This is a genomic window from Streptomyces sp. NPDC042100, assembly GCF_055582325.1.
Genome location: NZ_JBVJDK010000004.1, coordinates 380,742 through 406,132 on the forward strand (window position 1 = coordinate 380,742; position 25,391 = coordinate 406,132).

General features: G+C 75.0%; 27 protein-coding genes and 1 pseudogene. 13 read left to right on the plus strand and 15 right to left on the minus strand.

The features are described from left to right. The first annotated feature begins 99 nt into the window (after nucleotides 1–99). Nucleotides 100–1,287, plus strand: a complete 1,188-nt coding sequence (locus ACZ6J5_RS11615; protein WP_469390228.1) for a saccharopine dehydrogenase family protein — start codon at nucleotides 100–102, stop codon at nucleotides 1,285–1,287. A 50-nt stretch (nucleotides 1,288–1,337) separates the two neighbouring features. Here the strand turns inward: ACZ6J5_RS11615 and ACZ6J5_RS11620 are convergent, their stop codons facing one another. After that, on the minus strand, nucleotides 1,338–1,778 hold the full coding sequence (locus ACZ6J5_RS11620; RefSeq protein ID WP_469390230.1) for a VOC family protein: 441 nt from the start codon (nucleotides 1,776–1,778) through the stop codon (nucleotides 1,338–1,340). An 82-nt stretch (nucleotides 1,779–1,860) separates the two neighbouring features. Next, a complete protein-coding gene (locus tag ACZ6J5_RS11625; RefSeq protein ID WP_469390232.1) occupies nucleotides 1,861–2,556 on the minus strand; it encodes an endonuclease V in 696 nt (231 codons plus the stop codon). Nucleotides 2,557–2,609: 53 nt separating this feature from the next. On the opposite strand from ACZ6J5_RS11625, the gene ACZ6J5_RS11630 reads away from it, so the two are divergent. Continuing rightward, nucleotides 2,610–2,909: a YciI family protein gene (locus tag ACZ6J5_RS11630; protein WP_469390234.1), complete on the plus strand. Its 300-nt coding sequence runs from the start codon at nucleotides 2,610–2,612 to the stop codon at nucleotides 2,907–2,909. A gap of 13 nt (nucleotides 2,910–2,922) precedes the next feature. On the opposite strand, the gene ACZ6J5_RS11635 is transcribed toward ACZ6J5_RS11630, so the two are convergent. Then, complete coding sequence (locus ACZ6J5_RS11635; protein WP_469390236.1) at nucleotides 2,923–4,014, minus strand: WD40/YVTN/BNR-like repeat-containing protein; 1,092 nt, start codon at nucleotides 4,012–4,014, stop codon at nucleotides 2,923–2,925. A gap of 83 nt (nucleotides 4,015–4,097) precedes the next feature. Between ACZ6J5_RS11635 and ACZ6J5_RS11640 the strand changes: the two genes are divergently transcribed. The 3 genes from ACZ6J5_RS11640 (at nucleotide 4,098) to ACZ6J5_RS11650 (ending at nucleotide 7,090) form a co-directional block, all read left to right on the plus strand. Then, nucleotides 4,098–4,553, plus strand: a complete 456-nt coding sequence (locus ACZ6J5_RS11640) for a (4Fe-4S)-binding protein (protein WP_469390238.1) — start codon at nucleotides 4,098–4,100, stop codon at nucleotides 4,551–4,553. 187 nt (nucleotides 4,554–4,740) lie between these two features. Beyond that, nucleotides 4,741–5,157: a spore wall synthesis regulator SsgD gene (ssgD, locus tag ACZ6J5_RS11645; RefSeq protein ID WP_469390240.1), complete on the plus strand. Its 417-nt coding sequence runs from the start codon at nucleotides 4,741–4,743 to the stop codon at nucleotides 5,155–5,157. 280 nt (nucleotides 5,158–5,437) lie between these two features. Next, nucleotides 5,438–7,090, plus strand: a complete 1,653-nt coding sequence (locus ACZ6J5_RS11650) for an ABC-F family ATP-binding cassette domain-containing protein (RefSeq protein ID WP_469390242.1) — start codon at nucleotides 5,438–5,440, stop codon at nucleotides 7,088–7,090. Here the strand turns inward: ACZ6J5_RS11650 and ACZ6J5_RS11655 are convergent. After that, nucleotides 7,076–7,549 (minus strand): ATP-binding protein, encoded by a 474-nt coding sequence (locus tag ACZ6J5_RS11655; protein WP_469390244.1) that lies wholly within the window; start codon nucleotides 7,547–7,549, stop codon nucleotides 7,076–7,078. The two genes, ACZ6J5_RS11650 and ACZ6J5_RS11655, sit on opposite strands and share 15 nt — an antisense overlap. Before the next feature lie 183 nt (nucleotides 7,550–7,732). Between ACZ6J5_RS11655 and ACZ6J5_RS11660 the strand changes: the two genes are divergently transcribed. The 3 genes from ACZ6J5_RS11660 (at nucleotide 7,733) to ACZ6J5_RS11670 (ending at nucleotide 9,995) form a co-directional block, all read left to right on the plus strand. Then, nucleotides 7,733–8,584, plus strand: coding sequence for a helix-turn-helix domain-containing protein (locus ACZ6J5_RS11660; protein WP_469390246.1), 852 nt, complete (start codon nucleotides 7,733–7,735; stop codon nucleotides 8,582–8,584). A gap of 12 nt (nucleotides 8,585–8,596) precedes the next feature. Continuing rightward, the gene (locus tag ACZ6J5_RS11665) at nucleotides 8,597–8,815 is read left to right on the plus strand and encodes a hypothetical protein (protein ID WP_469390248.1); all 219 of its coding nucleotides are present in this window, start codon (nucleotides 8,597–8,599) and stop codon (nucleotides 8,813–8,815) included. A gap of 205 nt (nucleotides 8,816–9,020) precedes the next feature. Next, on the plus strand, nucleotides 9,021–9,995 hold the full coding sequence (locus ACZ6J5_RS11670) for an acyl-ACP desaturase (RefSeq protein ID WP_469390251.1): 975 nt from the start codon (nucleotides 9,021–9,023) through the stop codon (nucleotides 9,993–9,995). A 28-nt stretch (nucleotides 9,996–10,023) separates the two neighbouring features. Here ACZ6J5_RS11670 and ACZ6J5_RS11675 read toward each other — a convergent pair whose 3' ends face one another. The 8 genes and pseudogenes from ACZ6J5_RS11675 to ACZ6J5_RS11710 all read right to left on the minus strand — a co-directional run bounded on the left by ACZ6J5_RS11675 (nucleotide 10,024) and on the right by ACZ6J5_RS11710 (nucleotide 16,814). Next, nucleotides 10,024–10,290, minus strand: coding sequence for a WhiB family transcriptional regulator (locus tag ACZ6J5_RS11675; protein WP_469390253.1), 267 nt, complete (start codon nucleotides 10,288–10,290; stop codon nucleotides 10,024–10,026). 68 nt (nucleotides 10,291–10,358) lie between these two features. Then, nucleotides 10,359–11,486 carry an LLM class flavin-dependent oxidoreductase gene (locus ACZ6J5_RS11680; RefSeq protein ID WP_469390255.1) on the minus strand — a complete coding sequence of 376 codons (1,128 nt, stop codon included), beginning with the start codon at nucleotides 11,484–11,486 and terminating at the stop codon, nucleotides 10,359–10,361. Then, nucleotides 11,483–12,355, minus strand: a complete 873-nt coding sequence (locus tag ACZ6J5_RS11685) for an ABC transporter substrate-binding protein (RefSeq protein ID WP_469390257.1) — start codon at nucleotides 12,353–12,355, stop codon at nucleotides 11,483–11,485. Before ACZ6J5_RS11685 ends, ACZ6J5_RS11680 begins: the two co-directional genes overlap by 4 nt. Next, nucleotides 12,352–13,137 (minus strand): ABC transporter ATP-binding protein, encoded by a 786-nt coding sequence (locus ACZ6J5_RS11690; protein ID WP_469390259.1) that lies wholly within the window; start codon nucleotides 13,135–13,137, stop codon nucleotides 12,352–12,354. Before ACZ6J5_RS11690 ends, ACZ6J5_RS11685 begins: the two co-directional genes overlap by 4 nt. Then, nucleotides 13,134–13,988: an ABC transporter permease gene (locus ACZ6J5_RS11695; protein WP_469390261.1), complete on the minus strand. Its 855-nt coding sequence runs from the start codon at nucleotides 13,986–13,988 to the stop codon at nucleotides 13,134–13,136. Before ACZ6J5_RS11695 ends, ACZ6J5_RS11690 begins: the two co-directional genes overlap by 4 nt. Then, nucleotides 13,985–14,986 carry an NrtA/SsuA/CpmA family ABC transporter substrate-binding protein gene (locus ACZ6J5_RS11700; protein ID WP_469390263.1) on the minus strand — a complete coding sequence of 334 codons (1,002 nt, stop codon included), beginning with the start codon at nucleotides 14,984–14,986 and terminating at the stop codon, nucleotides 13,985–13,987. The genes ACZ6J5_RS11695 and ACZ6J5_RS11700 overlap by 4 nt, the downstream gene beginning before the upstream one ends. 449 nt (nucleotides 14,987–15,435) lie before the next feature. Continuing rightward, a pseudogene (locus ACZ6J5_RS11705) lies at nucleotides 15,436–16,416 on the minus strand (ABC transporter substrate-binding protein); the annotation flags it as partial. Between the two features lie 263 nt (nucleotides 16,417–16,679). Then, entirely contained in the window at nucleotides 16,680–16,814 is a 135-nt protein-coding gene (locus tag ACZ6J5_RS11710) for a hypothetical protein (RefSeq protein ID WP_469390265.1), read from the minus strand. Nucleotides 16,815–17,054: 240 nt separating this feature from the next. Between ACZ6J5_RS11710 and ACZ6J5_RS11715 the strand changes: the two genes are divergently transcribed. Further along, nucleotides 17,055–17,840: an IclR family transcriptional regulator gene (locus ACZ6J5_RS11715; protein ID WP_469390267.1), complete on the plus strand. Its 786-nt coding sequence runs from the start codon at nucleotides 17,055–17,057 to the stop codon at nucleotides 17,838–17,840. A 64-nt stretch (nucleotides 17,841–17,904) separates the two neighbouring features. Beyond that, entirely contained in the window at nucleotides 17,905–18,561 is a 657-nt protein-coding gene (locus ACZ6J5_RS11720) for a TetR/AcrR family transcriptional regulator (RefSeq protein WP_469390269.1), read from the plus strand. A gap of 38 nt (nucleotides 18,562–18,599) precedes the next feature. Here ACZ6J5_RS11720 and ACZ6J5_RS11725 read toward each other — a convergent pair whose 3' ends face one another. Continuing rightward, nucleotides 18,600–19,565 (minus strand): alpha/beta hydrolase, encoded by a 966-nt coding sequence (locus ACZ6J5_RS11725; protein WP_469390271.1) that lies wholly within the window; start codon nucleotides 19,563–19,565, stop codon nucleotides 18,600–18,602. A gap of 129 nt (nucleotides 19,566–19,694) precedes the next feature. After that, complete coding sequence (gene ligD, locus ACZ6J5_RS11730) at nucleotides 19,695–20,741, minus strand: non-homologous end-joining DNA ligase (RefSeq protein WP_469390273.1); 1,047 nt, start codon at nucleotides 20,739–20,741, stop codon at nucleotides 19,695–19,697. A 98-nt stretch (nucleotides 20,742–20,839) separates the two neighbouring features. On the opposite strand from ligD, the gene ACZ6J5_RS11735 reads away from it, so the two are divergent. The 3 genes from ACZ6J5_RS11735 (at nucleotide 20,840) to ACZ6J5_RS11745 (ending at nucleotide 24,680) form a co-directional block, all read left to right on the plus strand. Next, nucleotides 20,840–21,898: an ATP-dependent DNA ligase gene (locus ACZ6J5_RS11735; RefSeq protein ID WP_469390533.1), complete on the plus strand. Its 1,059-nt coding sequence runs from the start codon at nucleotides 20,840–20,842 to the stop codon at nucleotides 21,896–21,898. Between the two features lie 294 nt (nucleotides 21,899–22,192). Continuing rightward, nucleotides 22,193–22,447 carry a hypothetical protein gene (locus ACZ6J5_RS11740; RefSeq protein ID WP_469390534.1) on the plus strand — a complete coding sequence of 85 codons (255 nt, stop codon included), beginning with the start codon at nucleotides 22,193–22,195 and terminating at the stop codon, nucleotides 22,445–22,447. A 139-nt stretch (nucleotides 22,448–22,586) separates the two neighbouring features. Continuing rightward, complete coding sequence (locus tag ACZ6J5_RS11745; protein ID WP_469390276.1) at nucleotides 22,587–24,680, plus strand: MDR family MFS transporter; 2,094 nt, start codon at nucleotides 22,587–22,589, stop codon at nucleotides 24,678–24,680. Between the two features lie 262 nt (nucleotides 24,681–24,942). Here ACZ6J5_RS11745 and ACZ6J5_RS11750 read toward each other — a convergent pair whose 3' ends face one another. Beyond that, complete coding sequence (locus tag ACZ6J5_RS11750; RefSeq protein WP_469390278.1) at nucleotides 24,943–25,374, minus strand: YchJ family protein; 432 nt, start codon at nucleotides 25,372–25,374, stop codon at nucleotides 24,943–24,945. Nucleotides 25,375–25,391 lie beyond the last annotated feature (17 nt).

Sequence of the window (25,391 nt, forward strand, 5' to 3'; positions counted from 1 at the left end):
GCGCTTGGAAATTGCGCCCGCCGCGACTTCCGCTAGAGTCCGCCGACGACATCCGCGCCGGGGGACGGCGCGGGGCGTGGACCGAGGGGCTGGGCTGGGATGGAGACAGGGGCGGCCGGACGGCCGTACGACGTGGTCCTCTTCGGGGCGACCGGGTTCGTGGGCGGGCTCACCGCCGAGTACCTGGCCGAGCACGCCCCGGCCGGCTGCCGCTGGGCGCTCGCCGGCCGCAGCCGGGCCCGGCTCGCCGCCCTGCGCGACCGGCTCGCGGAGCGCTGGCCCCGCTGCGCCGGGCTGCCGCTGCTGGTCGCCGACTCCGGGGACCCGGACGCGCTGCGCGAACTGGCCGGATCCGCCCGGGTGGTGGCGAGCACCGTCGGCCCCTACGTCTGGTACGGCGAGGGCCTGGTGGCGGCCTGCGCGGAGGCCGGGACCGACTATCTGGACCTGACCGGCGAGGCGGAGTTCGTCGACCGGATGTACGTGCGGCACGACGCCCGCGCCCGGGAGACCGGGGCGCGCCTGGTGCACGCCTGCGGCTTCGACTCCGTCCCGCACGACCTGGGCGTCTACTACACGGTGCGGCAGCTCCCGGAGGGGGTGCCGCTGCGGATCGACGGCTTCGTGCGGGTCGGCGCGGTCTTCTCGGGCGGCACCTTCGCCTCGGCGCTGACCGCCTTCGGGCGCGGCCGGCACATCCTGGCCGCCGCCCGTGAACGGCGGCTGCACGAGCCCCGGCTGGTGACCCGGCGGGCCCACGCGCCGCTGGGCGCGCCTCGGTTCAGCCGGGAGACCGGCACCTGGGCGCTGCCGCTGCCGACCCTCGACCCCCGGGTGGTGACGCGCTCGGCGGCGGCCCTGGAGCGGTACGGGCCGGACTTCCGCTACCGCCACTACGCCTCGGTGCGGACGCTGCCGGTGGCGCTGGGCGGCTCGGCGGCGCTGGGCGCGGGCGTGCTGGCCGCCCAACTCCCCTTCGTGCGCGACTGGCTGATGGACCGTTATGAGCCGGGACGGGGTCCCGACGCGGACCGGCGGGCACGGAGCTGGTTCTCCGTGCGCTTCGTCGGCGAGGGCGGCGGGCGGCGCGTGTTCACCGAGGTGTCGGGCGGCGACCCGGGCTACGACGAGACCGCGAAGATGCTGGCCGAGGCGGCGCTCTGCCTCGCCCACGACGAGCTGCCGAAGACCGCCGGCCAGGTCACCACGGCGGTCGCGATGGGCGACGCGCTGCTCGCCCGGCTGCGCGCGGCGGGGCTGCGCTTCCGGGTGGCCCACTCGGGCTGACCGGGCCCGGCCGCCCGCCGGGTCAGTGCCGCACGGTCAGTGCCGCACCGTCAGTGCCGCACGAGGCAGAACGGGTGGCCGGCCGGGTCGGCGTAGATCCGCCAGCCCCGGTCGCCGCCGCCCGAGCCCTCGCCGCCCCCGTCGTCGGCGTCGCCCGCGTCGTCCCCGGCGCCCGCGTCGAGCCGCCAGGCGCCCAGCGCGAGCACCGCCTCGTGGGCGGCGTCCAGGTCCGTGACCCGTACGTCGAGGTGGAACTGCTGCTCGGGCGCGCCCCAGACCGGCGGCCGGTGGTCGGCCACGCCCTGGAAGGCGAGCACGGGCGCGCCGCCGGCGCCGTGGAGGGTGGCCCAGGCGTCTCCGACGGCCCACTGGGGGTCGGGGCGGTTGATCTCGCCGCCGAGCAGCGCCTGATAGAACGCGGCGAGTTCCATCACGTCGGGACAGTCGAGGACCACGCACTGCAGGGTGCCGATCGCACCGGGGCTTGTCATGCCCCACACTGTGCCGCCCGCTCCGGCGCCCCGCTATCCGTACGCGTACTCAGGCGCCCCCGGTGTCACCCGGTCCTCGGGCTCATTCCGCCGCGAGCGCGTGGGCGAGGGCCCGCCGGCACAGGGCGTCCGCGTGCCGGGTGGTCTCGGGCAGCCGGTAGCGCGGGGTGAGGCGGAGGGTGTGGGCGCAGGCGTTCGTCAGCGAGACGCGGTGGCCGGCGGAGACGAAGACCGGCTTCACCCCGGCGCGGGTGCGCAGCGCGCGGCCGACGGTCTCGCCCTCGGCGACCAGGTCGGTGGCGGCGCCCCGGGCGGTGCCGGGCTGCTCGTAGGTGAAGGTGAAGGGGTTCTTGGCGACCCCGATCGACGGCAGTCCGGTGAGCACCCCGAGGTGGCTGGCGAGGCCGAAGCGGCGCGGGTGGGCCAGCCCGTAGCCGTCGCAGACCAGCAGCCCGGGGTCGGCGCCGAGCCGGCCGAGCGCGGCCAGCACGGTCGGCACCTCGCGGAAGGCGAGCAGCCCCGGCACATAGGGGAAGGAGACCCGCCCGACGGCGGTGGCCTCGGCCACCACCTCCAGGGTGCGCCCGTCCAGGACCACCGCCGCGGCGGCGACCAGGTCCCGCTCGTCGTCGTAGGCGACGTCGACGCCGGTGACGTGGCCCGTCCCGGGCTCGGGGCCGTCCTCGGCGGTCACCAGGCGTCCGCGCAGCGCCTCCTGCGCGGCCCGGGCCGAGGCCTCGTCGGCGGGCCAGCCCTCGGGAATCTCGATGATCGTCATGACTGGGCACCCTACGGTCGGGCGGGCGGGGACGGGCGCGTAGCCTGGCGCGCATGTTCGTACTTGAACTCTCCTACACCGCCCCGGTCGAGCGGGTCGACGAGCTCCTCGACGCCCACGTCGAGTGGCTGGACGCCCAGTACGCCGCCGGGGTGTTCCTCGCCTCCGGGCGCAAGAACCCCCGCGACGGCGGCGTGATCCTGGCCGCCGGGACCGACCGCGCGCGGATCGAGGAGATCGCGGCGGCCGACCCGTTCAGCGTCGGCGGCGTCTGCGCGTACCGGATCACCGAGTTCTACGCGACGAAGACGGTCGCCGGTCTGGCGGAGTTCCGCGAGCAGCCGCCCGCGTAGCTCCCGGCGGGCGCTACCGCGCCAGGCGGGCGATCCGGCCCTGCTCGCCCGAGGCCCAGCAGCCGCCGTCGGCGGCGCAGTCGACGGTGTCGTACGAGCCGGTGTCCACCGTGCGCCAGGTGCGGCCCCCGTCGGTGCTGAGGTCGGTGCCGGTGGGGCCGACGGCCAGCGCGGCGCTCCGGGTGTGCGGGAGCCAGGCGACGCCCGAGCGGTAGGCGGGCGGCGGGGTGGCGGCGGCCGTCCAGCGGCGGCCCCCGTCGCCGGTGACGGCGGCGGCCAGGGGCGAGGGCTGGTCCTTGCGGTAGTCGCCGCCGACGGCGATGCCGTGCGCGCGGTCGCGGAAGGCGAGGCCGAAGACGCCCTTGGCGCCCTCCCCGGCCGGGATCGTGGTCTCCGTGGCGGTCCAGGTCAGGCCGCGGTCCGAGGAGTGCAGGACCCGCCCGGTGGCGCCGCCGCCGGTGGCGAGCCAGACGTCCCGGGGCCCGGCGGAGACCAGGCACTGCCCGCTCGCCGCGAACCCGGCCTCGCCGGGCAGCGCGGCCGGCATCCCCGCGCTGGGCAGCACCCGCCAGGACCGGCCGCCGTCGCGGGTGGCCAACAGGCGGTACTTCCCGTCGACCGGGTCGCTCATCGCGAGGCCGTTGTGCCGGTCGAAGAAGGTCACGCAGTCGTAGAAGGCCCGCGGGTCGGTGTTGCGGAAGGACTCGGTCCAGGTCGCGCCGCCGTCCTCGGTGCGCAGCACCCGGGACGCCTCGCCCTCGCCGATCGCGAGGACGACGGCCCGGCGGGCGTCGAAGGCCTCCACGTCGCGGAACTCCAGCTCCCCCGCCCCCGGCGGCGAGACGTCTCGCCAGCTCGCGCCGCCGTCGGTGGTGCGCAGCACCGTGCCCTTGGAGCCGGCCGCCCAGGCGACCGAGCGGCTCACCGCCGCCAGGCCCCGGAAGCGGGCTTCGGTGCCGGTACGGGTGAGCTGCCAGCCGCCGGAGCCGTGCCCCGGTGCGGCGTCGGCCGGGGCGGCGGGGGCCGCCTGGGCCGGGACCGCCAGGGCCACGGCGAGGGCCGCCCCCACGAGTCCCAGCGCCGTCGTCCGTCTCTTCTTCCCCATGAGAGTCATGGCGCCGGAAGCTAGCCCACCCCGAAGATCCCGTCCAGGGTGCGTGCCCGGCCGGGCCTTCCTAGGCTGGCCCCATGACCGAACCCACGGCCGAGGAAGCGCCCCGGATCAAGGAGTACGACGGCGCGGGCGTCACCGTCACGTACGAGCCGCGCCGCTGCCTGCACGCCGCCGAGTGCGTCAAGGGCGCGCCGGGCGTCTTCGACCTGTCCCGGCGCCCCTGGATCCATCCCGACGGGGCCGCCCCGGACGAGGTCGCCGAGGTCATCCGGCGGTGCCCCTCGGGGGCGCTCCAGTACCGCGTCGCCGCCGGCCCCGCCGAGACCGGGGACGTCCCGACGACGGTGCGGCGGCTGCCGGACGGGCGGCTCCTGGTCCGCGGCGACCTGCTGCTGGGCGAGGCGGGCGGCGGCGCCCGGAGCGAGACCCGGGCGGTGCTGTGCGGCTGCGGCGCCTCGGCGAACCAGCCGTACTGCGACCACTCCGGGCCCTGCGCGGAAGGCCCCTGGGAGCCCGCCGAGACGCCCTGACGGACCGGCACCCGGTCGCGGTCCGAATCCGGTCCGAATCCGGTCCGGCGCCCGGTCGCGGCCCGGTCGCGGCGGGGCGGTGACACAGCTCACGTACCCCCGCAGTGCACGATTCCGGCCCGCGGTTCGTCTCTTCTGGTGTCCGGGGAGACCACGAGAAACGTAGCCGCGCACCAGGAGGCTGGCCGTGTCCACCGTCATCGAGCAGGCCGTGCAGGCCCGACTGGTCGCGTCCGTCCCACGGATGGAGACCGTCTCCGCCACGCTGCGCTACGACCGCGAGGACCCGTTCGCGGTGCGCATGGCGTTCCCGCCGCCCGCGACGCTGGAAGGTGTGGAGGTCTCCTGGGCCTTCGCCCGCGAGCTGCTCGCGCAGGGCGTCGAGGGGCCGGCGGGCCTGGGCGACGTGCGGCTGCGCCCGTACGGCTACGACCGGACCGTGGTGGAGTTCCACGCCCCCGAGGGGGTGGCCATGGTGCACGTCCGCACCTCCGAGCTGCGCCGCTTCCTGCGGGCCTCCCAGCTGCTGGTGCCGAACGGCCGCGAGCGCGAGCACCTCGACTGGGACGGGGACCTCGGACGGCTGCTGGGGGAGCGCCCGTGAACCGGCGGCCGGGACGGCGCCCGTAAATCGTTTGCCGCCCTCCGTGTCCGGCCCGTAGCGTCCTGAGCGATCGTTCGATCGTCTCCGCCACCGCCCGATCGGAGTAGGCCGTTGTACGTCTGAGGTTCCGAGACACCGTGCCGCGCGTGCCGCCCCGCCGCCGCGTGTGCCGTCCTCGACCTCGGCGTACGAGCGATGCTCCGCTTCGCTCCGTGCTTCCCGCCCGCGCCCCGGTGTCTCCCGCGCAGTCCCCTGCTCGCATCTGCCACCGGGAGTCCTCATGGCGTCACACCCCACCTTCGTCACCTGCTCGTCCCTCTCCTTCTCCTGGCCCGACGGGACCCGGGTCCTGGACGACTTCCGGCTCGCCGTCGGCCCCGGCCGGACCGGTCTGGTCGGGCTGAACGGCTCCGGGAAGTCGACCCTGCTCAAGCTGGTCGCCGGGGAGCTCGCCCCGTCCGCCGGCACCGTCCGGGTGGCCGGTCGGGTCGGCCACCTGCCGCAGGACCTGGTCCTGGACACCGGGCTGCGGGTGGACCGGGCGCTCGGCATCGACCGCGCCCGGGCGGCGCTGCACGCCATCGAGGCGGGCGACACGGCGGAGGCGCACTTCGCGGCCGTCGGCGACGACTGGGACGTCGAGGAGCGGGCCCGCGCCGTGCTGGACCGGCTGGGTCTCGGGCACCTCGGGCTCGACCGCACGGTCGGCGAGGTCTCCGGCGGCGAGTCGGTGCTGCTGCGGCTGGCGGCGCTGCTGCTCGCCCGGCCGGACGTGCTGCTGCTCGACGAGCCGACGAACAACCTGGACCTGTACGCCCGCCGCAGGCTGTACGAGGCCGTGGATGCCTGGCCCGGGGTGCTGCTCGTGGTCAGCCACGACCGCGAGCTCCTGGAGCGGGTGGACCAGATCGCCGACCTGCGCGACGGGGAGGTCCGCTGGTACGGCGGCGCCTGGTCCGACTACCGGGCGGCGCTCGCCGCCGAGCAGGAGGCGGCCGAGCGGATGGTGCGGGTCGCCGAGGCTGACGTGCAGCGCCAGAAGCGGGAACTGTCCGAGGCGCACGGCAAGTTGGCGCGGCGGCGGCGGTACGCGCAGAAGAGCGCCGAGAACAAGGCGGTGCCGAAGGTCGTGGCCAACACCCGCAAGGGCCAGGCCGAGGTGTCGGCGGGCAAGCACCGCCGGCTGCACGCGGAGCGGCTCGCCGAGGCGCGCACCCGGCTCGACGCGGCGGTCGAGGCGGTCCGGGACGACGACGAGATCCGGATCGAGCTGCCGTACACCGCGGTGCCGCCGGGCCGGGAGGTGCTGCTGCTGCGGGGCCTGGAGCTGCGGTACGGGGCACGGGTCGCCGGGGAGTTCGAGCTGCGGGGTCCGGAGCGGGTCGCGCTGGTCGGCCGGAACGGGGCCGGGAAGACGACGCTGCTGCGGACGCTCGCGGGCGAGCTCGATCCGGTCGCGGGCGAGGCGGTGGCGCGGGTCCCGCTGCGCTTCCTTCCGCAGCGGCTCGATGTGCTGGACGACGGGCTGAGCGTGGTGGAGAACGTGGCGCGCCTCGCGCCCGGCGCGACGCCGAACGCGATCCGGGCCCGGCTGGCCCGGTTCCTGTTCCGGGGCGCCAAGGCCGACCGGGAGGTGGGCACGCTGTCGGGCGGCGAGCGCTTCCGCGCGACGCTGGCGGCGCTGCTGCTCGCCGAGCCGGCGCCGCAGCTCCTGCTGCTCGACGAGCCGACGAACAACCTGGACATGGCGTCGGTGGGGGGTCTGGCGGCGGCGCTCGACGCGTACGAGGGGGCGCTGGTCGTGGCCAGCCACGACGTGCCGTTCCTGGAGGCGCTGGGGATCACCCGCTGGCTGGAGCTCGACGGGGAGCTGCGGCCGACGACGGCCGAGGCCGTGCGGGAGGGGGTGGCGAAGGTCCTAACGGTGGAGTAACGCCCAGGACTTGGTGCCACCGCCGGGGGTGAGGACCGGGGCGAGGCCCCAGTCGCCGCCGTGCGCCTCGACCGCCGCGGCCAGCAGCCACATGCTGCGGCTGCGGCGGTCGCGGCATGCCTCGGCGTCGTCCGGCGCGGGATGGGCCGGGTGCTGGTCGTAGAGAACGATCCGCAGCGCGTCGAACTGCCAGCGGACCCGCAGCACCATCTCGCGGTCCGGGGTGAAGCGGTACGCGGCCGAGACGAGCTCGGAGGCGGCGAGGACGGCGGTCTCGCAGAGTTCGCCGAGGCCGTGCCGTTTGACCAGGGGGCGGACGGCCTCGCGGGCCAGTCCGGCGCAGTAGGCGCCCCCGGGGAGGAGCATCGAGTAGCTGAGGTTCTCCGTCGCGGGAGGTATGGGGCCCGCCGCGGTCGCGGACGGGAGGCAACGCAGTGCGCCCTTCATCGGTTTGCTCACATTTCCTGTGCGTGTGGGGGTGCTCACACGTCGAACACGATTGCCCCGTGTGAGACTTGCGCTACCGACCGTAGCGCACAAGCGGAGCACAGTGCTACTACTTGTCGGTAGACACACGCACACGCACCAAAACCGGGCCAACTCGCCACACCCCGGCCCGGAACCGAAGGGGGAGGAACGGCCGTGCCACCAAGGAGCACACCGACCGCGCGCCAGCAGCGCCTCGGGCACGAGCTGCGCAAACTGCGCGAACAGTCGGGCATGTCGGCCCAGCAGGCCGCCGCCCTCCTGGGGGTCGACCGCACCCGCATCCCCCACATCGAGTCGGGCCGCTTCGGCATCAGCGCCGAGCGGGTGCGCACCCTCGCCTTCAACTACGGCTGTCCGGACACCCACCTGGTCGACCTGCTCGCCGCCATGGCGCAGGAGCGGGACCGGGGCTGGTGGGAGCAGCACCGGGGGCTGCTGCCGCCCGCCCTCATCGACATCGCCGAACTGGAGTTCCACGCCTCGGAGTTGCACACCGCCGTCACCACGCACATCCCCGGCCTGCTGCAGACCGAGGAGCACGCGCGGGCGGTCTTCGACACCGCCGACCCGCCGCTGCCCGGACCCGATCTGGAGGCCCGGGTGGACCTGCGGCTGCGCCGCCAGGAGGTGCTCGACCGGGACCGGCCGGTGCGGTACGAGGCGGTGATCCACGAGGCCGCGCTGCGGATGCAGTTCGGCGGCCCGAAGGTCGCGCGGGCGCAGCTGGAGTACATCCTGGAGCGCTCGGAGCGGGACACCGTCGCCGTGCGCGTCATCCCGTTCACCGCCGGGGGTTTCCCCGGGGCGGGGCAGTCGTTCAGCTACGTGTCCGCGCCGGTGCCGCAGCTCGACACCGTGCAGCTCGACTCTTCCCACGGTTCCACACTTCTCGACACCGACATGCAACTGCGGCGCTACCGTGGCCTGTTGGAGCGGCTCCGCGGGCTGGCCCTGCCCCGGCCCGCCTCCCGCGACTTCCTCCGCGCGATCGCCCAGGACCTCTGAAGGACCCCCACCATGAACCACAGCATCCACACAGCCGGCTCCCGGGAGATCGCCTGGAACGAGGCGTTCTGCAGCGAGGGTGCCAACTGCTTCCGGTTCGGCCTCGACGACTCCGGCCGCGCCTACATCGGTTCGACCCTGGCCCCCGACGCGTACGTCAGCGACTCGGTCGATGCGCTGCGGGCGCTCATCTCCGCCGTGAAGGCGGGTGCGGCCGACCATCTGCTCTGAGTAGCCGTGCCGGCGCGCGTGGCGGGCCCGACCCCCCGTGACCTGGGTGTCCCGCCCGCCGCGGGCCCCCGGGCATGACGGAACGTGACGGCTCGTCTCCGGTACGGGCTTGGCCACCCCCTTATGAGGGCTTTAACCTACGGTCTCGTAACCTACGAGTCCGTAGGTAGTTCCGTATGCCCCCTCTCCGTCCCCAGGAGTCCCCGTGACGCTCACCTCTCCCCACCTCGGCAGCTCCGCAGGGTGGACCGACGCACGGCTCCTGTACGCCCTGGAGGAGGTCGTCGAGAAGGAGCTCAACCGGCACCTGAAGGTCACCAAGGACTGGATGCCGCACGACTACGTGCCCTGGTCCGACGCGCGCAACTTCCCGGCCTTCTTCGAGGACGGCGAGGCCTGGGACCGCTCGCAGTCCAAGGTCACCGACATCGGCCGGATCGCCCTCGTGGTCAACCTGCTCACCGAGGACAACCTGCCCAGCTACCACCACGAGATCGCCAGCCTCTTCGGCCGCGACGGCGCCTGGGGCACCTGGGTGCACCGCTGGACCGCGGAGGAGGGCCGGCACGGCATCGTGATGCGGGACTACCTGCTGGCCTCGCGCGCGGTGGACCCGGACGAGCTGGAGCGCTTCCGCATGGCGCACATGAGCGAGGGCTTCGAGTCCGACAACCGCCACTCGATGCTGCACTCGGTGGCGTACGTGGCCTTCCAGGAGCTCGCCACCCGCATCTCGCACCGCAACACCGGCCACCAGTCCGGCGACCCCGTCTGCGACCGGATGCTGGCCCGCATCGCGCTCGACGAGAACCTGCACATGGTCTTCTACCGCAACCTGCTGGGCGCGGCCTTCGAGCTCGCCCCCGACCTCACCATGCAGGCGGTGCGGGACGTCGTCGTCGGCTTCCGGATGCCCGGCCACGGGATGCCCGGCTTCGAGCGGGCCGCCGCGCAGATGGCGATCGGCGAGATCTACAACCTGCGCATCCACCACGACGACGTGCTCGAACCGGTGCTGCGCTTCCTCAAGGTCCTCCAGATCGACGGGCTCGGCCCGGAGGGGCTGAAGGCCCAGGAGGAGCTCGGGCTGTACATGAACGGGCTGGACGGTGAGGCGTCCAAGTTCGACGAGCGGCTCGCGGCGCGCAAGGCGCGGATGGCGGCGCGGGCCGCGGGCTGAGCCCTCCCCCGCACGGCGCCGGGCGCGGTCAGCCCCGGCGCCGCTTCAGGTTGATCCGCTCCTTCTCCGAGAGCCCGCCCCACACGCCGAAGCGCTCGTCGTGCGTCAGCGCGTACTCCAGGCACGCCGCACGGCCCGGACAGGCCCCGCACAGCTGCTTCGCCTCGCGGGTCGAGGACCCGGGGGCCGGGAAGAAGAACTCCGGTCCGGCCTGGGCGCACAGGGCGTCCTCCTGCCAGGAGAGGTCCGCCCCCACCAGGGTCGTCGGGGCGAAGGGCATCGTGTCGGTCTGCATGGGAAGAGACTCGCGTGGTGGCCTAAACGCACCATCAACGTCCGATCAACGCGGCGCGCCGCCTCCGATCAACGCGGCGCGCCGAGCGCGGGCAGGACCGTTTCGGCGACCCGGTACGCCTCCTCCAGGAGCGGGTTGCCGGACAGGATGAAGGTGTCCACGCCCAGCGCCCGGTACTCCCGCAGCCGGGCGACGACCTGCTCCGTGGAGCCGACCAGGGCGGTGCCGGGGCCCGGCCGGAACAGGCTCATGCCGGGCCACAGGTTGGGGTGGGTCTCCAGCTCGCGGGCCCGGGCCGGGACCCGGCCGCCGTGCTGCCGGAACTGGCGCTGCCAGCCCACCCCGTCCTCGCCGGCGCGCTCGCCGAGCTGCCGGGCGTAGGTCGCCTCGCTGGTCACGTCGAGCAGCCGGTCGGCCGCCGCCCACGCCTCCGCCTCCGTGTCCCGGACGATCACGTGGAGCCGCAGCCCGATCCGCAGGGTGCGGCCGTACGCGGCGGCCCGGGCCCGGACGTGGTCCAGCTTCTCCTTCAGCGGGCCGGGCGGCTCGCCCCAGGTCAGATACACGTCGACGTGCTCGGCGGCCATCTCGACACCCGCCGCCGAGGAGCCGCCGAACCAGAGCGGCACGTGCGGCGTCTGCACCGGCCGCAGGTCGCGCAGCGAGGCGCCGGCGTCCTTCAGCTCGTAGAAGCGGCCCTTGTGGTCGAAGACCTCGCCGGCGGTCAGCCGCTTCACGATCGACCAGTACTCGGCGCTCAGCGCGTACCGCTCGTCGTGCTCCACGTGCAGCCCGTACTCCTGGAGCGCCCGGGTCGAGCCGTTGACCACGTTGAACCGCAGCCGCCCGCCGAAGAGGTGGTCGAAGGTGAGCGCCATCTTGGCCAGCAGGGTCGGCGAGATCAGCCCGGGGTGGACCGCGAGCAGCGGCCGGAAGCCGGGCCCGGTGGCCGCGGCCAGCGCGCTGCCGAGCGGCCACACGTCGTGCAGGTCGGTGGCGAGCAGCGCGCCGCTGAAGCCGAGCCGCTCGACGGAGGCCGCCAGGTGCTGGAGGTAGCCGAGGTCGACCGGGCGGCGGCCCGCGGGCTCCCAGGGGTAGGCGCCCTCGCGCGGGATCACGTACCAGAGGACCTCGGGCGGGGCGTCGGGGCCGGTGAGGCCAGTGAGGGTGGAGGGGCTGGTGGTGGTGGTGCTCATGCGGGGCGGGCCTCTCGGGGCAGGGCGTCGGCGACGGTGACGGGGCGGCCGGTGAAGCCGGTGCGGTGGAAGATGTCGGCGGCGGTCTGCTGCTCGGCGAGGAACCCCGCCGACACCTCCTCGATCTCCCAGGGCAGGGCGCGCAGCGCGGTCTCCCAGTCCTCGGCCGAGCCGCCCAGCTCGGCGGCGGCGACCTCGGCGGCCTCGCGCGGGTGGGCGGCGGCCCAGGCGTCGGCGCGGCGCAGCGCCCTCGTGAGGGCCTCGACCAGTTCGGGGCGCCGCTCGGCCAGGTCGCGGCGGGTGAAGAAGACCGAGCGGTCGGAGATGACGTCGCCGGTGGGGATCAGCACCCGCAGTCCGCCGGTGCGGCGGGCCGCGGCGAGCCGGTCGCCCTGCGCGACCCAGGCGGTGATCGCGCCGGAGCGCAGCAGCTCCTCGCTGGTGTCGTCGGCGCGGACGGCGGTGATGTCGGTGGCGTAGGACAGGCCGGCGTCGTCCAAGGCCTTGGCCACCAGGTGGGTCTGCCAGGAGCCGACGGCGAGGTGGACGGTGCCGTCCTTCAGGTCGGCGACGGTCCGCACGGGCCCGTCCGCGGCGACGAGGAGGGCGCCGTGGCCGGGGCGGGGCGCGGAGACGGCGGTGTAGACGATGTCGTGGCCCTCGGCCTGGGCGGTGACCGGCGGGGTGGAGCCGGTGCCGCCGAAGTCGATGGTGCCGGCGGCGAGATGGGCGCCGGTGCGGACCCCGTCGGTGTACGGGTGCCAGGCCACGGTCTCGCCGAGGGCGGCCAGCTCCTCCTCGGCGTAGCCGAGCCGGGAGAGGTGGAAGAGGGTGGGGTTGCTGCTGTGGACGCCGATGGTGACGGTCATGCGGAGAGCTCCGTTTCGAGCGGGGGGAGGGCGGGGGCCGGGGCGGGGGTGCCGGCGGGGTCGGGGGCCGGGGCGGGGGTGCCGGCGGCCGGGACGCCGAGGTCGGCGAGGAGGCGGCGGCGCAGGGCGGTGAAGGCGGGGTCGCCGGGGTCGCGGGGCCGGGCGACGGTGACGGGCTCGTCGGTGACGAGCCGGCCCTCGCGCAGCACGGCCACCCGGTCGGCGAGCCGGACGGCCTCGTCGACGTCGTGGGTGACCAGCAGCACGGCGGGCCGGTGGACCCGGCACAACTCGCCGACCAGGTCCTGCATCCGCAGCCGGGTCAGCGCGTCGAGAGCGGCGAACGGCTCGTCGAGCAGGAGGAGTTCGGGTTCGCGGACCAGGGCGCGGGCGAGCGCGGCCCGCTGTGCCTCGCCGCCGGAGAGGGTGGCGGGCCAGGCGTCGGCGTGGCGGTCCAGGCCGACCTCGGCGAGCGCCCGCAGCCCGGTCTCCCGGGTCCGGGCGCCGCGCGGGAGGCCGATGGTGACGTTGGCGAGGACCCGCTTGGAGGGGATGAGCCGGGGCTCCTGGAAGACGATCGTGCGGGCGGCGGGGACGAGGGCCTCTCCCCCGTCGGCGCCGTCGAGGGCGCCGAGGATGCGCAGCAGGGTGGTCTTCCCGCTGCCGCTGGCACCGAGGAGGGCGACGAACTCGCCCCGGGCGATGTTCAGTTCGAGGCCGTCCAGGACGGCCCGGCCGCCGAAGACGCGGCGCAGGCCCCGGACGCGTACGGCGTCGCTCATCGGGGACCTCCGCCGCCCGGGCCGGCCGTGCGCCAGGGCATCAGCACCCGTTCCAGGCCGCGCACGAGGACGTCGGCGGTGAGGCCGAGGAGCCCGTAGACGAGGATGCAGACGGCGAGGATGTCGGTGCGGGCGTAGCTCTGCGCCTGGGACATCAGATAGCCGATCCCTTCGGTGGCGTTGATCTCCTCGGCGGCGATGAGCGCGATGACACTGAGGGTCATCGCGAGCCGCAGCCCGGCGAGCAGCGAGGGCAGGGCGCCGGGCAGCACGACCTGCCGGACGATGGCGAGCCGGCCGAGGCCGAAGGCGCGCATGGCCTCGACGAGCCGCTGGTCGGTGGCGCGGACGCCGCCGGCGGTGGAGACGTACATGGGGAAGGTGGTGGCGACCGCGATGAGCAGGATCTTCGCGGTCTCGTTGATCCCGAACCAGACCATGAAGAGCGGGACCAGGGAGAGGAAGGGGATGGTCCGCAGGGTCTGGAGGGAGGAGTCGAGGAGTTCGTCGCCGAGCCGGGTGAAGCCGGTGACCACGCCGAGGGCGAGTCCGGCCACGAGCCCGAGGGCGAGGCCGATGCCGGAGCGGGTGAGGGAGGTGGCCAGCGCGTCGGGCAGCTGCCCGTTGCCCCACAGCTCCCCCACCGCGTCCAGCACCTGGGCGGGCGAGGCCAGCACGTCCGGGGTGAGGGCGCCGCTCGCCGAGGCGGCCCACCACAGGGCGAGCAGGGCGACCGGGCCGAGGGCGCGGACGACGAGGGTGTACGTACGGGAGCGGGCGCGGCGCGCGGGGGGCCGGGGCCGGACCAGCGGGGGCGGGGCGGCGGGCGGCGACGCCGGGGCGGCGGTCACGAGAGCTTCTCGACGTCGAGGAGGTGGGCGGCGATGTCGACGGTGCCGGGGGTGACCTTCTGCTCGGCGTAGAAGCGGGCGACCTCCTGGAAGCGCCGGACGTCCTCGGGGCCGATGGGGTCGACGGTGCCGGCCTTGGCGGTGAAGCCGATCTGGACCTCGCGGGCGCGTCCGGTGACGGCGGTGGGGCCCGCGTCGGTGAAGACGTTGAGATAGGCGGCCGGGTCCCGGCGCTCGTCGGCGCTCCTCGTGTGCAGATAGGCGTAGAGCGCCTTCACGACCTCGGGGTGGGCGTCGGCGAAGCCCTTGCGGACGGCGTTGAGGCTGTAGTTGTCGGAGCCGATGGCGGCGCCGTCGGCGATGAAGCGGGCCTTGCCGGTGCCGATCTCGGCGACGGCGTAGGTGGACCAGACGGCCCAGGCGTCGACCTGGCCCGCGTTGAGGACGGCGGCGGTCTGATCGGGCCGGAGGTAGACGCGCTCGACCCGGTCGGCCGGGACCCCGGCCTTGGCGAGGGCCTTGAGCAGCAGGTATTCGCCGGTGCCGCCCTTGTTGACGGCGACCTTCCGCCCGGCGAGGTCGGCGACCGAGTCGATGCCGGAGCCCTCGCGGACCAGGATGCCCTCGCCGACGGGGTCGGGGTCGGTCGCGGTGAAGAAGGCGAAGCCGGGGCTCTGGGAGAGGGAGGTGATGCCGGAGGTGATGGAGCCGGTGGCGATGTCGAGCCGGTCGGCGTTCATGGCCTGCGCCGCCGGGGCGAAGGGCCCGGCGCTGCCGGTCCAGGCGACCTTGGCGTGCACCTTGGCGAGGGCCTTGTCGAGGCTGCCGTCCTTCTTGCCCCGGGCCAGGACGCCGGAGTTGCCGGGGTCCGGGATGCGGATGGTGATGGTCCCCTTCCCGGCGGCGTCGGCGGCGGGGTCACCGGAGCACGCGGCGAGCACCGGCAGGGCGACGAGGGCCGCGAGGGCGGCGAGGACACGGGGCGGGCGCGGGCGCATGGCGGGGGTCCTTCGGGGCGGGGACGGAGGGGCGGACGAGACGGACAAGGCGGACGAGGCGGACGAGGCGGGGGGAACGGGCCCGGCGGGCGCGGCGGGGGCTCCGGCGGCGGGCCGGAGGGACGCGGGGGTCACGGCCGGGGCGGGGAGGGTACGGGGGCGGGGGCGGGGTGTCCGTACGCCGGGACGGACTCGGAGGCCGGAGCGGGGACCGACCCGGGAGCCGGAGCGGGGACGGACCCGGGAGCCGGAGCGGGGACGGACCCGGAAGCCGGAGCGGGGACGGACCCGGAAGCCGGAGCGGGGACCGACCCGGAAGCCGGAGCGGGGACCGACCCGGAAGCCGGAGCGGGGACCGACCCGGGAGCCGGAGCGGGGACGGACCCGGGAGCCGTACGGGACGTCTGGGCCGTCCGGTCGGCCGGACCGGCGTGCTCGGCCCGCTCCGCCAGGAGGGCGGCGCGGCGCAGGGGTTCAGGGTCGGCCCAGCCCGTGACGTCCACGGGCTCGGGCAGGAAGCCGTGGCCGTGCAGGGCCTCGGCCTGCCGGGCGAGCAGGCCGAGCCGGGTCGCGGAGAGGTCGGGGTGCAGGGTGCGGTGGGTGCCCTCGCGGTAGGCCCCGGCGACCCCTTCGGGCCCGGCCCCGGTCTCGGCGCCGAGGATGCGGGCCACCTCCCCGGGCCGGTCCGCCGCCCAGTCGGCAGCGCGGAGCAGCACGGCGAGGAAGCGGTCCACCAGCTCCGGGGCGCGGTCCAGGAGGTCCTGGTGGACGGTGAGGGGGCGGGGGGTGCCGTTGTTGACGCGGTGCGCGGGGTCGGGCAGTTCGTCGAGCTCGACGGCGACCTCGGCTCCGGCGCGGCGGGCGGCCTCCACGGCCAGGGCGCCCTTCACGTACACGGCGTCCACTTCGCCCCGCCGCAGGGCGGCGAGTTCGGCGGCCCACTGGCCGTGATGGCCCTCGGCGTCCACGTCGACGAGGACGGCGTCCGCGAGGCCGAGCCCGGCGGAGGCGAGGGCGCCCTCGAAGCCGCGCAGGGCCATCGCCCGCCAGAAGTCGATGGCGATCGGGTGGCGGGGCAGCGCGAGCCGTCGCCCGCGCAGGCCGACGGCCGAGCGCACCGGCGAACCGGGGGCGACCAGCACCGCCTGGCGCTCCTCGATCCAGGTCAGCCCGATCAGCCGGGTGCGTTCGCCGCGCGAACGGGCCCACAGGGCGGGCACGTTGCCGCCCTCGCGGAAGAGGCCGGGGAGGGCGTGAGTGTAGTGGGCGGCGCGGTCGGCGCCGGGGTCGGCGTCCTGGAGGGAGCGCACCGCGATGCCGTCGGCGGCGAAGGCCTCGGCCAGCCAGCCTCGGTCGGCGGCGATGCCGGTGGCGGTGGGCACGGGGCAGCGGGTGAACCAGAGCGTGTCGGGCACGCGGGCAGCGGTCATGTGGGTCTTCCGTGGGACGCGGAGGGCAAGGGCGAAGGGGGCCGGGCAGGACGGGCGGTCGGAGGCGCGGGGCGCCCACGGCGTCCGGGAACGGCCGCGCCGACGGGCGCCGGACCTGACGGCACGGTGAGGTGAGGCGGGGTGCGGCGAAGGGCCGGGGCGGTCGCCGCCGGGCCTCCGGCACGGCCGGTCGGCGGTGCCGGGGCGGCGGCTTCAGGCCGAGGGCCCGGGGCCCGCGAGGCGGCCGGCCGCCCGTGCCGGGGTCAGCGACAGGCGGTGGCGGTGACGCGGGCCAGGTCTATGTGACGGCGCCGGGTGAGGGCCGCGGGAGCGGGCGGGACGACGCGACGGCGTACGGTCACGGCGGTCATGGCGCCCACGGCGGTGACGACGTTCATCGCGGTCCTGCTCCCTTCCGGCCGGTGCGCCACGGGTCCGTGGCGGTCGCCGCGGTGGATCGCGGCGGTGCTGGCCGGAACCTTGCCACGGACGCTCCGCCGCCTTCAACTCCGCTCCCACGATGTGGGATCGCACATGAACGGCATGTTTCCGACCTCGTCCGGCTGCTGCTTCGGCTCCCGCCATGTGGGAGCGTGGGAGCCCGTCCAGAGCATTCGGCGAGGGGGAGCGACCCACACATGACCACCGAGGCCGGCCCGGTCCGCGCACCGGCCGGGGCCCAGGCGGTGCGCCGGGCCCTGGACGTCCTGCACTGCTTCCACGACAACGGCCCCGATCTCAGCGCCTCGGACCTGGCACGCCGGCTCGGCCTGTCCACCTCGACCGCGCACCGGCTGGCCCGGACGCTGCTGGGGGCGGATTTCCTGGAGCAGGACGCCCGCACGGCCCGCTACCGGCTCGGCCCCGCCGTCACGGAGCTCGGCCGGCTCTCGTACCACCAGCGCGGGCTGCACCTGGCCGCGCCGGAGCTGGGCGATCTGGCGGCGCGGACCGGCGCCACGGCCGATCTGGCGCTGCGCAGCGGCGGGTACGCGGTGATCGTGGCGGGCGGTTCGGTGACGCCGAAGGTGGGGCTGCGCCGCCCGCTGCACTCGACGGCGCTCGGGAAGGTGCTGCTCGCCTGGCCCCGGGCGGGCGAGGGCGGGCCGCGGGCACTCCCTCCGCTGTACGCCTTCACCGAGCGGACCATCGTCGAACCGGGGCTGCTCGCGGGCGAGTTGGCGCGGGTGCGGGAGCAGGGGTACGCGCTCAACGACGGCGAGTCGGCGCTCGGGGTGCGCACGGTCGCGGTGCCGGTCCTGGAACGGGCCGGGCACGCGCGTTTCGCGCTCGCGGTGCGCGGGACGCCGTCGCTGATCACCGACGCGCGGCTGGATTGGTTCCTGGCGCAGGCGCGCTCGTGCGCCCGCGCGCTGGAGGTGCTGCTGCTGGCGCCAGGCGAGCGGCGCCTCCCGGAGGGATGACCGGGCGTCCGGCGACCCGCGCCGAGGAGTGTCCGCACGGTCGTGCGGACAGTACGATGGGGGCATGACCGGCACCACCAGGACCGACGGGCGCGTCGAGCGCGGCAACCAGACCCGGCGGCTCGTGCTGGGCCGCACGATGGACATCGCCTCGGTCGAGGGCCTGGAGGGCCTGTCGCTGGGGCGGATCGCGACCGAGCTCAAGCTGAGCAAGAGCGGCGTCTTCGCGCTGTTCGGCTCCAAGGAGGAGCTCCAGCTGGCGACCGTACGGGCCGCCGCCGCCGTCTTCGCCCACCGGGTGGTCGCCCCGCTCGCCGAACTGCCGCCCGGTCCCGGCCGGGTGTGGGCGCTGTGCCGCAACTGGCTCGCCTACTCCGCCGAGCGCGTCTTCGCGGGCGGCTGCTTCTTCTACGCGGTCTCCGCCGAGTTCGACGCCCGCACGGGACCGGTCCACGACGCGATCGCTCAGGCGCGCGCCGACTGGAACTCCTACGTGGAGGAGCAGATCGAGGAGGCCCGGCGGGCCGGCGGGCTGCTCGCGGACGTGGACGCCCCGCAGCTCGCGTTCGAGATCATCGCCCTGATGGAGTCGGCCAACGCCCAGTCCGTGCTGCTCGCCGACCCCTCGGCGTACGAGCGGGCCGAGCGCGGCATCGCCCGCCGCCTGCGGGCCGAGGCGACGGACGGGGCGCGGGACGAGGTGGCCGCCCCCGGGGCCTGAGGAGCCGCCGGACCGGCCGGACCCGCGGGGCGACGTGCTCAGCGCGAACCGGACGCGGCCTCGGCGACCTCGGCGGCGCCCCGGATCTCCCCGGTCTCGGCGGCCTCCCCGGCGTCCGTACCGACCGGCGCCGCCACGAACTCGGCGACCTGGGCGACGGTCTGAGGATCGGTCAGGATCTTCGTGTGGCCGAGTCCCCGGGTGACGACGAGCCGGACCCGGTCGCCGTGCGCGGCCCGGATGGCGTGCGCGTGGGCGAGCGGCACCAGCGTGTCCGCCTCGTCGTGGATCAGCAGCAGGGGCGCGCCCAGGTCCTCCGGGCGCCAGGAGGCGTCGAAGTGCGCCCAGACGCCCGGCTCCTCGGGCGCGAGCACCCGCTCCACGTGGCGGCGCATCACGCGGAGCGCACGCTCGCCGAAACCGGTCATGCCCCGGAAAGAGTCGGCGAGCAGGGCGAAGGAGCCGACGCCCGAGATGCCGACCAGCCGCTTCGCCCGGACGCCGTCGCGCAGCGCGAAGAGAGCGGCCGCGACACCGAAGGAGTGCGCGACGACGGCCTCGAAGTCGCCGTACCGGGCGTGCAGCCGTCGGATGATCTCGCGGTATTCGAGGATGTTGCTCGACCGGCCGGCCGCCTCGCCGCTCCCGGGGGTGTCGAAGGCGACGGGGCTGTAGCCGCGCGCGAGCAGCGCCTCGACAAGGGCGTGGAGCCGCGAGGCGCGCGAGGTCCAGCCGTGGATCAGCAGGACCGGCCGCTCGCCGTCGCCCCAGGCGTACACGACGGTCTCCTTGCCCCGCCCGGCCCCGGCCCCGGCCCCCGAGAGCGGGACGCGCTCCACCCGGGCGGTGGCCATCAGCGGCTCCTCGGCCGACTTGAGGCGGACCCGCGCGAGGGGGCGGACGAAGAAGTGGAAGACGGCCCGCCCGGTGGGGCCGGGGGCCACGTACGCGGTGGCGTTCAGGGTGGTGATTGTGACGCGGACCAGCAGAGCCTTGACTGACATGGCGAAATCCCGTCCCCATCGATCGTTCTCGCTCGCACTGCACTCGACCCGAAAAATGCTAGCACGATCGTTCGTACAGTTTTAGAAGCACACGAACCCGCCGCTCACCCCCCTCCCCTCTCACTCCTCTCACTCCTCCCCCTTCTCCCCCTCTTCCTTCTTCTCCTTCTTCGCCCGGCTCGGCTGGACCCGCTTCGGTTCGCCCGGCATCTTCGGGTACTCCGGCGGATAGGGCAGGTCGCCCAGCCCGTGCTCGGCCTCGTCGCGGCGGGCGAGCTCCAGCAGCGGCTCCAGGCTGAACCGCTCGTCGTCCATGTCCGCGTGCACGTCGCCCAGTTCCGCGTACCGCTCCGGCATGGTGCGGATGTCGAAGTCCCGGGGCACGGCGTCGTCGATCTCCTCCCAGCGCAGCGGCGCGGAGACCGGGGCGTGCGGGCGGGGGCGGACGGAGTAGGCGGAGGCGATGGTGCGGTCGCGGGCGGTCTGGTTGTAGTCCACGAAGATCCGCTCGCCGCGCTCCTCCTTCCACCACTTGATCGTGACCCGGTCCGGCATCCGCCGCTCCAGCTCCCTTCCGCAGGCGATGGCGGCCCGCCGGACCTGCGTGAACGTCCACTCGGGCAGGATCGGCACGAAGACGTGCAGCCCCCGCCCGCCGGAGGTCTTCGGCCAGCCGCGCAGACCGTGCTCGTCGAGGACGGCCCGCAGTTCGTGGGCGGCGCGGACCGCGTCGGCGTAGTCGGTGCCGGGCTGCGGGTCGAGGTCGATGCGCAGTTCGTCGGGGTGGTCGGTGTCCTCCCGGCGCACCGGCCAGGGGTGGAAGGTGACGGCCCCGAGGTTGGCCGCCCACAGCACGGCGGCCGGCTCGGTCGGGCACATCTCGTCGGCGGAACGCCCGCTGGGGAAGGTGATGTGGGCCGTCGGGATCCAGTCCGGGAGGTACTTGGGGGCGCGCTTCTGGAAGAACGACTCCCCGGTCACCCCGTCGGGGTAGCGCTCCAGGGTGGTGGGGCGGTCGCGCAGGGCGCGGGTGATGCCGTCGCCGACCGCGAGGTAGTAGCGGACCACGTCCAGCTTGGTGTAGCCGGGCTCGGGGAAGTACACCTTGTCCGGATGGGACACCCGTACGGTCCGGTCGCCGACCGCCAGCTCCACCGCGTCCGCCTTGCCTGCCATGGCGGTCAGCCTAGGCGGTGCGGATACAAGGCGCATATCGACCGATACCACCCCACATGCCCGCGCATCACCTCGTCACCCGGCCCATAATCGGCTCCATGGACCTGCCGGTGATGCCGCCCGTGAAGCCGATGCTGGCGAAGGCGGTGAAGAAGATCCCGCCGGGGATGCAGTACGAGGCCAAGTGGGACGGCTTCCGCGCCCTGGTACACCGGGACGGGCCCGAGCTGTTCATCGGCAGCCGCACCGGCAAGCCGCTGACCCGCTACTTCCCCGAGCTCGTCGAGGCGCTGCCCGCCCTGCTGCCCGAGCGCTGCGTGGTGGACGGGGAGATCGTCGTCGCACACGGCGGACGGCTCGACTTCGACCGGCTCAGCGAGCGGATCCACCCGGCCGCGTCGCGGGTGCGGATGCTCGCGGAGACGACGCCGGCCCTGTTCGTCGCCTTCGACCTGCTCGCCCTCGGCGACGACGCGCTCCTCGACACCCCGCTCACCGAGCGCCGGGCCCTGCTCGAACGGGCCCTCGCCGGGGCCGGCGCCCCGGTCCACCTCGCCCCGGCCACCCGGGACCCGGAGCTCGCGGCGCGCTGGTTCGAGCAATACGAGGGCGCCGGTCTGGACGGCGTGATCGCCAAACCCCTCGACCTGCCCTACCGGCCCGACGCCCGCCTGATGTACAAGATCAAGCACGAGCGGACCGCCGACGTGGTGGTGGCCGGCTACCGCCTCCACAAGAGCGGCCCGGTCGTCGGCTCCCTGCTGCTCGGCCTGTACGACGCCGGGGGCACCCTCCAGCACGTGGGGGTGTGCGCCGCGTTCACCGCGCAGCGCCGCGCGGAGCTGGTGGCGGAGCTGGAGCCGCTGCGCATGGACCCGCCGGACGGGCACCCCTGGGCGGCGTGGACCGAGGAGTCGGCGCACGAGGGGGCCAGGCTGCCGGGCGCGCCGAGCCGCTGGTCCGGCAAGAAGGACCTGTCGTGGGTGGCACTGCGCCCGGAGCGGGTCTGCGAGGTCGGTTACGACCACATGGAGGGCGACCGCTTCCGGCACACCGCCCAGTTCAAGCGCTGGCGCCCGGACCGGACCCCGGAGTCCTGCGGCTACGGGCAGCTGGAGGAACCGGTCTCGTACGACCTGGGCGCGATCCTGGGATAGCCCGCGGGCTGGGCACGCTCCGGCCCCGGGGTGAGATGCCCCACATCCCGGTGATCGACAACTCCCGCTCCCCGCAAGCCCGTTCGGTGAACCCGCGCGCGAGGGAGCCGGCACACCCGGGCGCACCTGCGAGGACGCCCGGAGGCCCGGCCGGGCGGGCCCGCGCGGCCGGGCGGAGGCGGCGCGGGGGTGTCGCCCGGCGGTGACGGACCCGTCGGCGAACCGCCACCTCGATCCGGTACGTATGGAGGGGAGAAGCACGCTCACCCGCCAGACCCCCAAGGACCGACCGTGATCGCCACGCCCTCGCCGCTCGTCCCCGTCCCGATCCCCGACCGCGTCGCCGCGCTGATCGGCTCCTGCATGCCGCTGCACGTGCTCCAGGCCGAGGTGGACGCCGACTGCGCGGCGCGCGAGGTGTACCGCTTCCGGGGGCCGCTGTGCGCGGAGGACCGGGCCGACCGCGAGCACGCGCTGGCCGCGCTCGCCCGCGCCAACAAGGTGCTGGCCAAGCACCACCCGCAGCTCCCGGTCCGCCCGGGGCACTGACGGCGCGCCGCCGCCGGCACCGCGGCTCCGGTCGGCCGGTGGGCCGGTGGGCTCGGCCGATCGGGTCGGGGCACCGGCGCCGCACCGGTTCGGACGTACTCCACATGCGGGACACCGGCGTCGGTGTGAGGCTGCGAGGGTGACCACCTCCAGCGAAGCCGCGACCGCGCCCCCGGCCGTCGAGCCGCCCGTGCTCGACCGACGTCGCCGCAACATCGTCTTCGGCACGATCATGCTCGGCGTGCTGCTGGCCGCCCTGGACCAGACGATCGTGGGCACCGCGCTGCCGACGATCGTCTCGGACCTCGGCGGCGCCGCGCACATGTCGTGGGTGGTCACCGCGTATCTGCTGGCGGAGACCGTCGCGACCGTGCTGGTCGGCAAGTTCGGCGACCTCTTCGGGCGCAAGGTGATCTTCCAGATCTCCGCGATCGTCTTCATCACGGGCTCGTTCCTGTGCGGTCTCGCCACCAACATGACGCTGCTGATCGTCTGGCGCGGCGTGCAGGGCATCGGCGCCGGCGGGCTGATGGTCACCTCCATGGCCCTGATCGCCGACGTGATCCCGCTGCGCGAGCGCGGCAAGTACCAGGGCGCCATCGGCGCCGTGTTCGGCGTCTCGACCGTCATCGGGCCGCTGCTCGGCGGGCTGTTCACCGACCATCTGAGCTGGCGCTGGGCGTTCTACGTCAACGTGCCGATCGCGATCCTCGTCGTGATCGCCGCCGCCCGCACCATCCCCTCCGTACGCTCCGCGAGCCGGCCGGTCATCGACTACGCGGGCATCGCGTTCGTCGCCGCCGGATCCAGCGCCCTGATCCTGGCCACCAGTTGGGGCGGCAACGAGTACGCGTGGAGCTCCGGTGTCATCATCGGGCTGTTCGCCGGCGGGCTGCTCGCGCTCGCCCTGTTCTGCTGGGTGGAGACCCGGGCGGCCGAACCGATGCTGCCGATGCGGCTCTTCCGCAATCCGGTCTTCACCGTCTGCTCCGTGCTCAGCTTCATCGTCGGCTTCGCCATGCTCGGCGCGATGACCTTCCTGCCGACGTACCTGCAGTACGTGGACGGGGACTCGGCGACGGTCTCCGGCTTCCGCACCCTGCCCATGGTGGTCGGCCTGCTGATCGCCTCCGTCTTCAGCGGCAACGTCGTCAGCAAGACCGGGCACTACCGGACCTTCCCGATCGTCGGCTCGCTGGTGATGGGCGTGGGCCTCTACCTGCTCTCGCTGATGGGGCCGGAGAGCAGCACCTGGCTGGAGTCGCTATACATGTTCGTGCTCGGCGTCGGCATCGGCCTGTGCATGCAGGTGCTGACCATCGCCGTGCAGAACACCGTCGACTACGCGGACCTCGGCACGGCCACCTCCGGCGTCACCTTCTTCCGTACGCTCGGCAGCTCCTTCGGCACCGCCGTCTTCGGCACCATCTACGCCAACTCCCTCAGGCCCAACCTCACCGAGGGCACCGCGGAGGCGGCGGCGCGCGCGGCGGGCCTCGGCCTGGACCCGGCGACGGTCGCGAAGGCCGCGCAGAGCCCGGCGGGGGTCCACGGGCTGCCGGACCGGGTGGCGGAGCCGATCGTGCAGGCGTACGCGGACACCCTGCACACCGTCTTCCTGTGGACCGTGCCGGTCGCGGCCCTCGGCTTCGTCGTGGCGCTCTTCCTGAAGCAGGTGGAGCTGCGGGACACCGCCCGCGCCTCGGCGCCCGACATGGGCGAGGGCTTCGCCTCCCCCACCGGCAGCGGCGACTCGGCCAAGCTCCTCGAACTGTCGGTGGGGCGGATCATCCGCAAGACCGACCTCGACACCGCGCGGCGGATCGTGTCCGGCTCCGACACCCGGCTCGACACCGCCGGCGCCTGGGCGGTCATGCAGGTGGAGCTGTTCACCCGGCTGGTCGGGCACGCGAGCCTCGGGCTGATCTCGGCGGGCCGCCGGGTCCCGCCCGAGGTGCTGCTGCCGGTGTTCCAGCGGATGGTCGAGGAGGGCTTCCTCACCCGCGACGGCAGCCTGCTCTCGCACACCGCCGCCGGGAAGCGCGAGGCGGAGGTCATCACCCGGGCCTGGGGCGACTGGCTCAGCGACCGGGTCGAGCGGGAGCGCGGCCGGCCCAGCGGCCCGGAGCTGCGGGCCGCGACGGACGCCATCGCGAAGAAGCTGATCGCGGAGGACCTGGCCCAGGGCCTGCCCCGGCACGAGCGCGAACCGGCGGGCGCGACGGCCCGCTGACGGCGGGGGGCCGGGACCAGGGCCGGACCGGGACCCGGGCCGGGCCAGGACCCGGGCCGGACCAGGACCAAGGCCGGACCGGGGCCGGACCGGGACCGGGACCGGGGCCGGACCGGGACCGGGACCGGGACCGGGGCCGGACCGGGACCGGGACCGGGGCCGGACCGGGACCGGGACCGGGGCCGGACCGGGACCGGGGCCGGGCCAAGGCCGGGCCAGGGCCAAGGCCGGGCCAGGCCCGGGGCCGGCCCGGCACCGGGCCTCAGTCCAGGAAGTCCCCGTCCACGTACACCCACACACCCTCGTGCCGCTCGAAGCGGCTGCGCTCGTGGAGTTCGCCCTCCGTGCCGCCCTGGCGGAAACGGGCCCGGAAGGTGACGGTGCCGTGCTGGTGGAAGGCGGTGCCGTCGCCGGTCGCCTCGATGCCGAGGCCGGTCCAGCGCAGGGCCGGGTCGAAGTCCACCTCTGCGGGCCGGGTCCGCGGCGCCCAGGTGAGCAGCAGGTACGGCTCGTCGCGGGCGACGAAGGCGCTGTACCGGGAGCGCATCAGCAGCTCGGCGGTGGGCGCGGTGGCGGGTCCGGCGTGGAAGCGGCCGCAGCAGGCGCCGTAAGGGGCGTCGAGGCCGCAGGGGCAGGGCGAGTCGGCGGTGAGGGCGGGGCGGGCCGGCCGGGTGCGGGCGTTGCGTCGGGACATGCGGCCATTGTCCCGTG

Excerpts from the sequence above, each read along its gene's own strand:
- ACZ6J5_RS11690 (WP_469390259.1), bottom strand. The coding sequence starts at position 13,137 with ATGAGCGACGCCGTACGCGTCCGGGGCCTGCGCCGCGTCTTCGGCGGC.
- ACZ6J5_RS11735 (WP_469390533.1), top strand. The coding sequence starts at position 20,840 with ATGGACCTGCCGGTGATGCCGCCCGTGAAGCCGATGCTGGCGAAGGCG.
- ACZ6J5_RS11615 (WP_469390228.1), top strand. The coding sequence starts at position 100 with ATGGAGACAGGGGCGGCCGGACGGCCGTACGACGTGGTCCTCTTCGGG.
- ACZ6J5_RS11625 (WP_469390232.1), bottom strand. The coding sequence starts at position 2,556 with ATGACGATCATCGAGATTCCCGAGGGCTGGCCCGCCGACGAGGCCTCG.
- ACZ6J5_RS11685 (WP_469390257.1), bottom strand. The coding sequence starts at position 12,355 with ATGACCGTCACCATCGGCGTCCACAGCAGCAACCCCACCCTCTTCCAC.
- ACZ6J5_RS11640 (WP_469390238.1), top strand. The coding sequence starts at position 4,098 with ATGACCGAACCCACGGCCGAGGAAGCGCCCCGGATCAAGGAGTACGAC.
- ACZ6J5_RS11635 (WP_469390236.1), bottom strand. The coding sequence starts at position 4,014 with ATGGGGAAGAAGAGACGGACGACGGCGCTGGGACTCGTGGGGGCGGCC.
- ACZ6J5_RS11725 (WP_469390271.1), bottom strand. The coding sequence starts at position 19,565 with ATGTCAGTCAAGGCTCTGCTGGTCCGCGTCACAATCACCACCCTGAAC.
- ACZ6J5_RS11710 (WP_469390265.1), bottom strand. The coding sequence starts at position 16,814 with ATGAACGTCGTCACCGCCGTGGGCGCCATGACCGCCGTGACCGTACGC.
- ACZ6J5_RS11620 (WP_469390230.1), bottom strand. The coding sequence starts at position 1,778 with ATGACAAGCCCCGGTGCGATCGGCACCCTGCAGTGCGTGGTCCTCGAC.
- ACZ6J5_RS11700 (WP_469390263.1), bottom strand. The coding sequence starts at position 14,986 with ATGCGCCCGCGCCCGCCCCGTGTCCTCGCCGCCCTCGCGGCCCTCGTC.
- ACZ6J5_RS11720 (WP_469390269.1), top strand. The coding sequence starts at position 17,905 with ATGACCGGCACCACCAGGACCGACGGGCGCGTCGAGCGCGGCAACCAG.
- ACZ6J5_RS11680 (WP_469390255.1), bottom strand. The coding sequence starts at position 11,486 with ATGAGCACCACCACCACCAGCCCCTCCACCCTCACTGGCCTCACCGGC.
- ACZ6J5_RS11715 (WP_469390267.1), top strand. The coding sequence starts at position 17,055 with ATGACCACCGAGGCCGGCCCGGTCCGCGCACCGGCCGGGGCCCAGGCG.
- ACZ6J5_RS11675 (WP_469390253.1), bottom strand. The coding sequence starts at position 10,290 with ATGCAGACCGACACGATGCCCTTCGCCCCGACGACCCTGGTGGGGGCG.
- ligD (WP_469390273.1), bottom strand. The coding sequence starts at position 20,741 with ATGGCAGGCAAGGCGGACGCGGTGGAGCTGGCGGTCGGCGACCGGACC.
- ACZ6J5_RS11630 (WP_469390234.1), top strand. The coding sequence starts at position 2,610 with ATGTTCGTACTTGAACTCTCCTACACCGCCCCGGTCGAGCGGGTCGAC.
- ACZ6J5_RS11665 (WP_469390248.1), top strand. The coding sequence starts at position 8,597 with ATGAACCACAGCATCCACACAGCCGGCTCCCGGGAGATCGCCTGGAAC.
- ACZ6J5_RS11650 (WP_469390242.1), top strand. The coding sequence starts at position 5,438 with ATGGCGTCACACCCCACCTTCGTCACCTGCTCGTCCCTCTCCTTCTCC.
- ACZ6J5_RS11750 (WP_469390278.1), bottom strand. The coding sequence starts at position 25,374 with ATGTCCCGACGCAACGCCCGCACCCGGCCGGCCCGCCCCGCCCTCACC.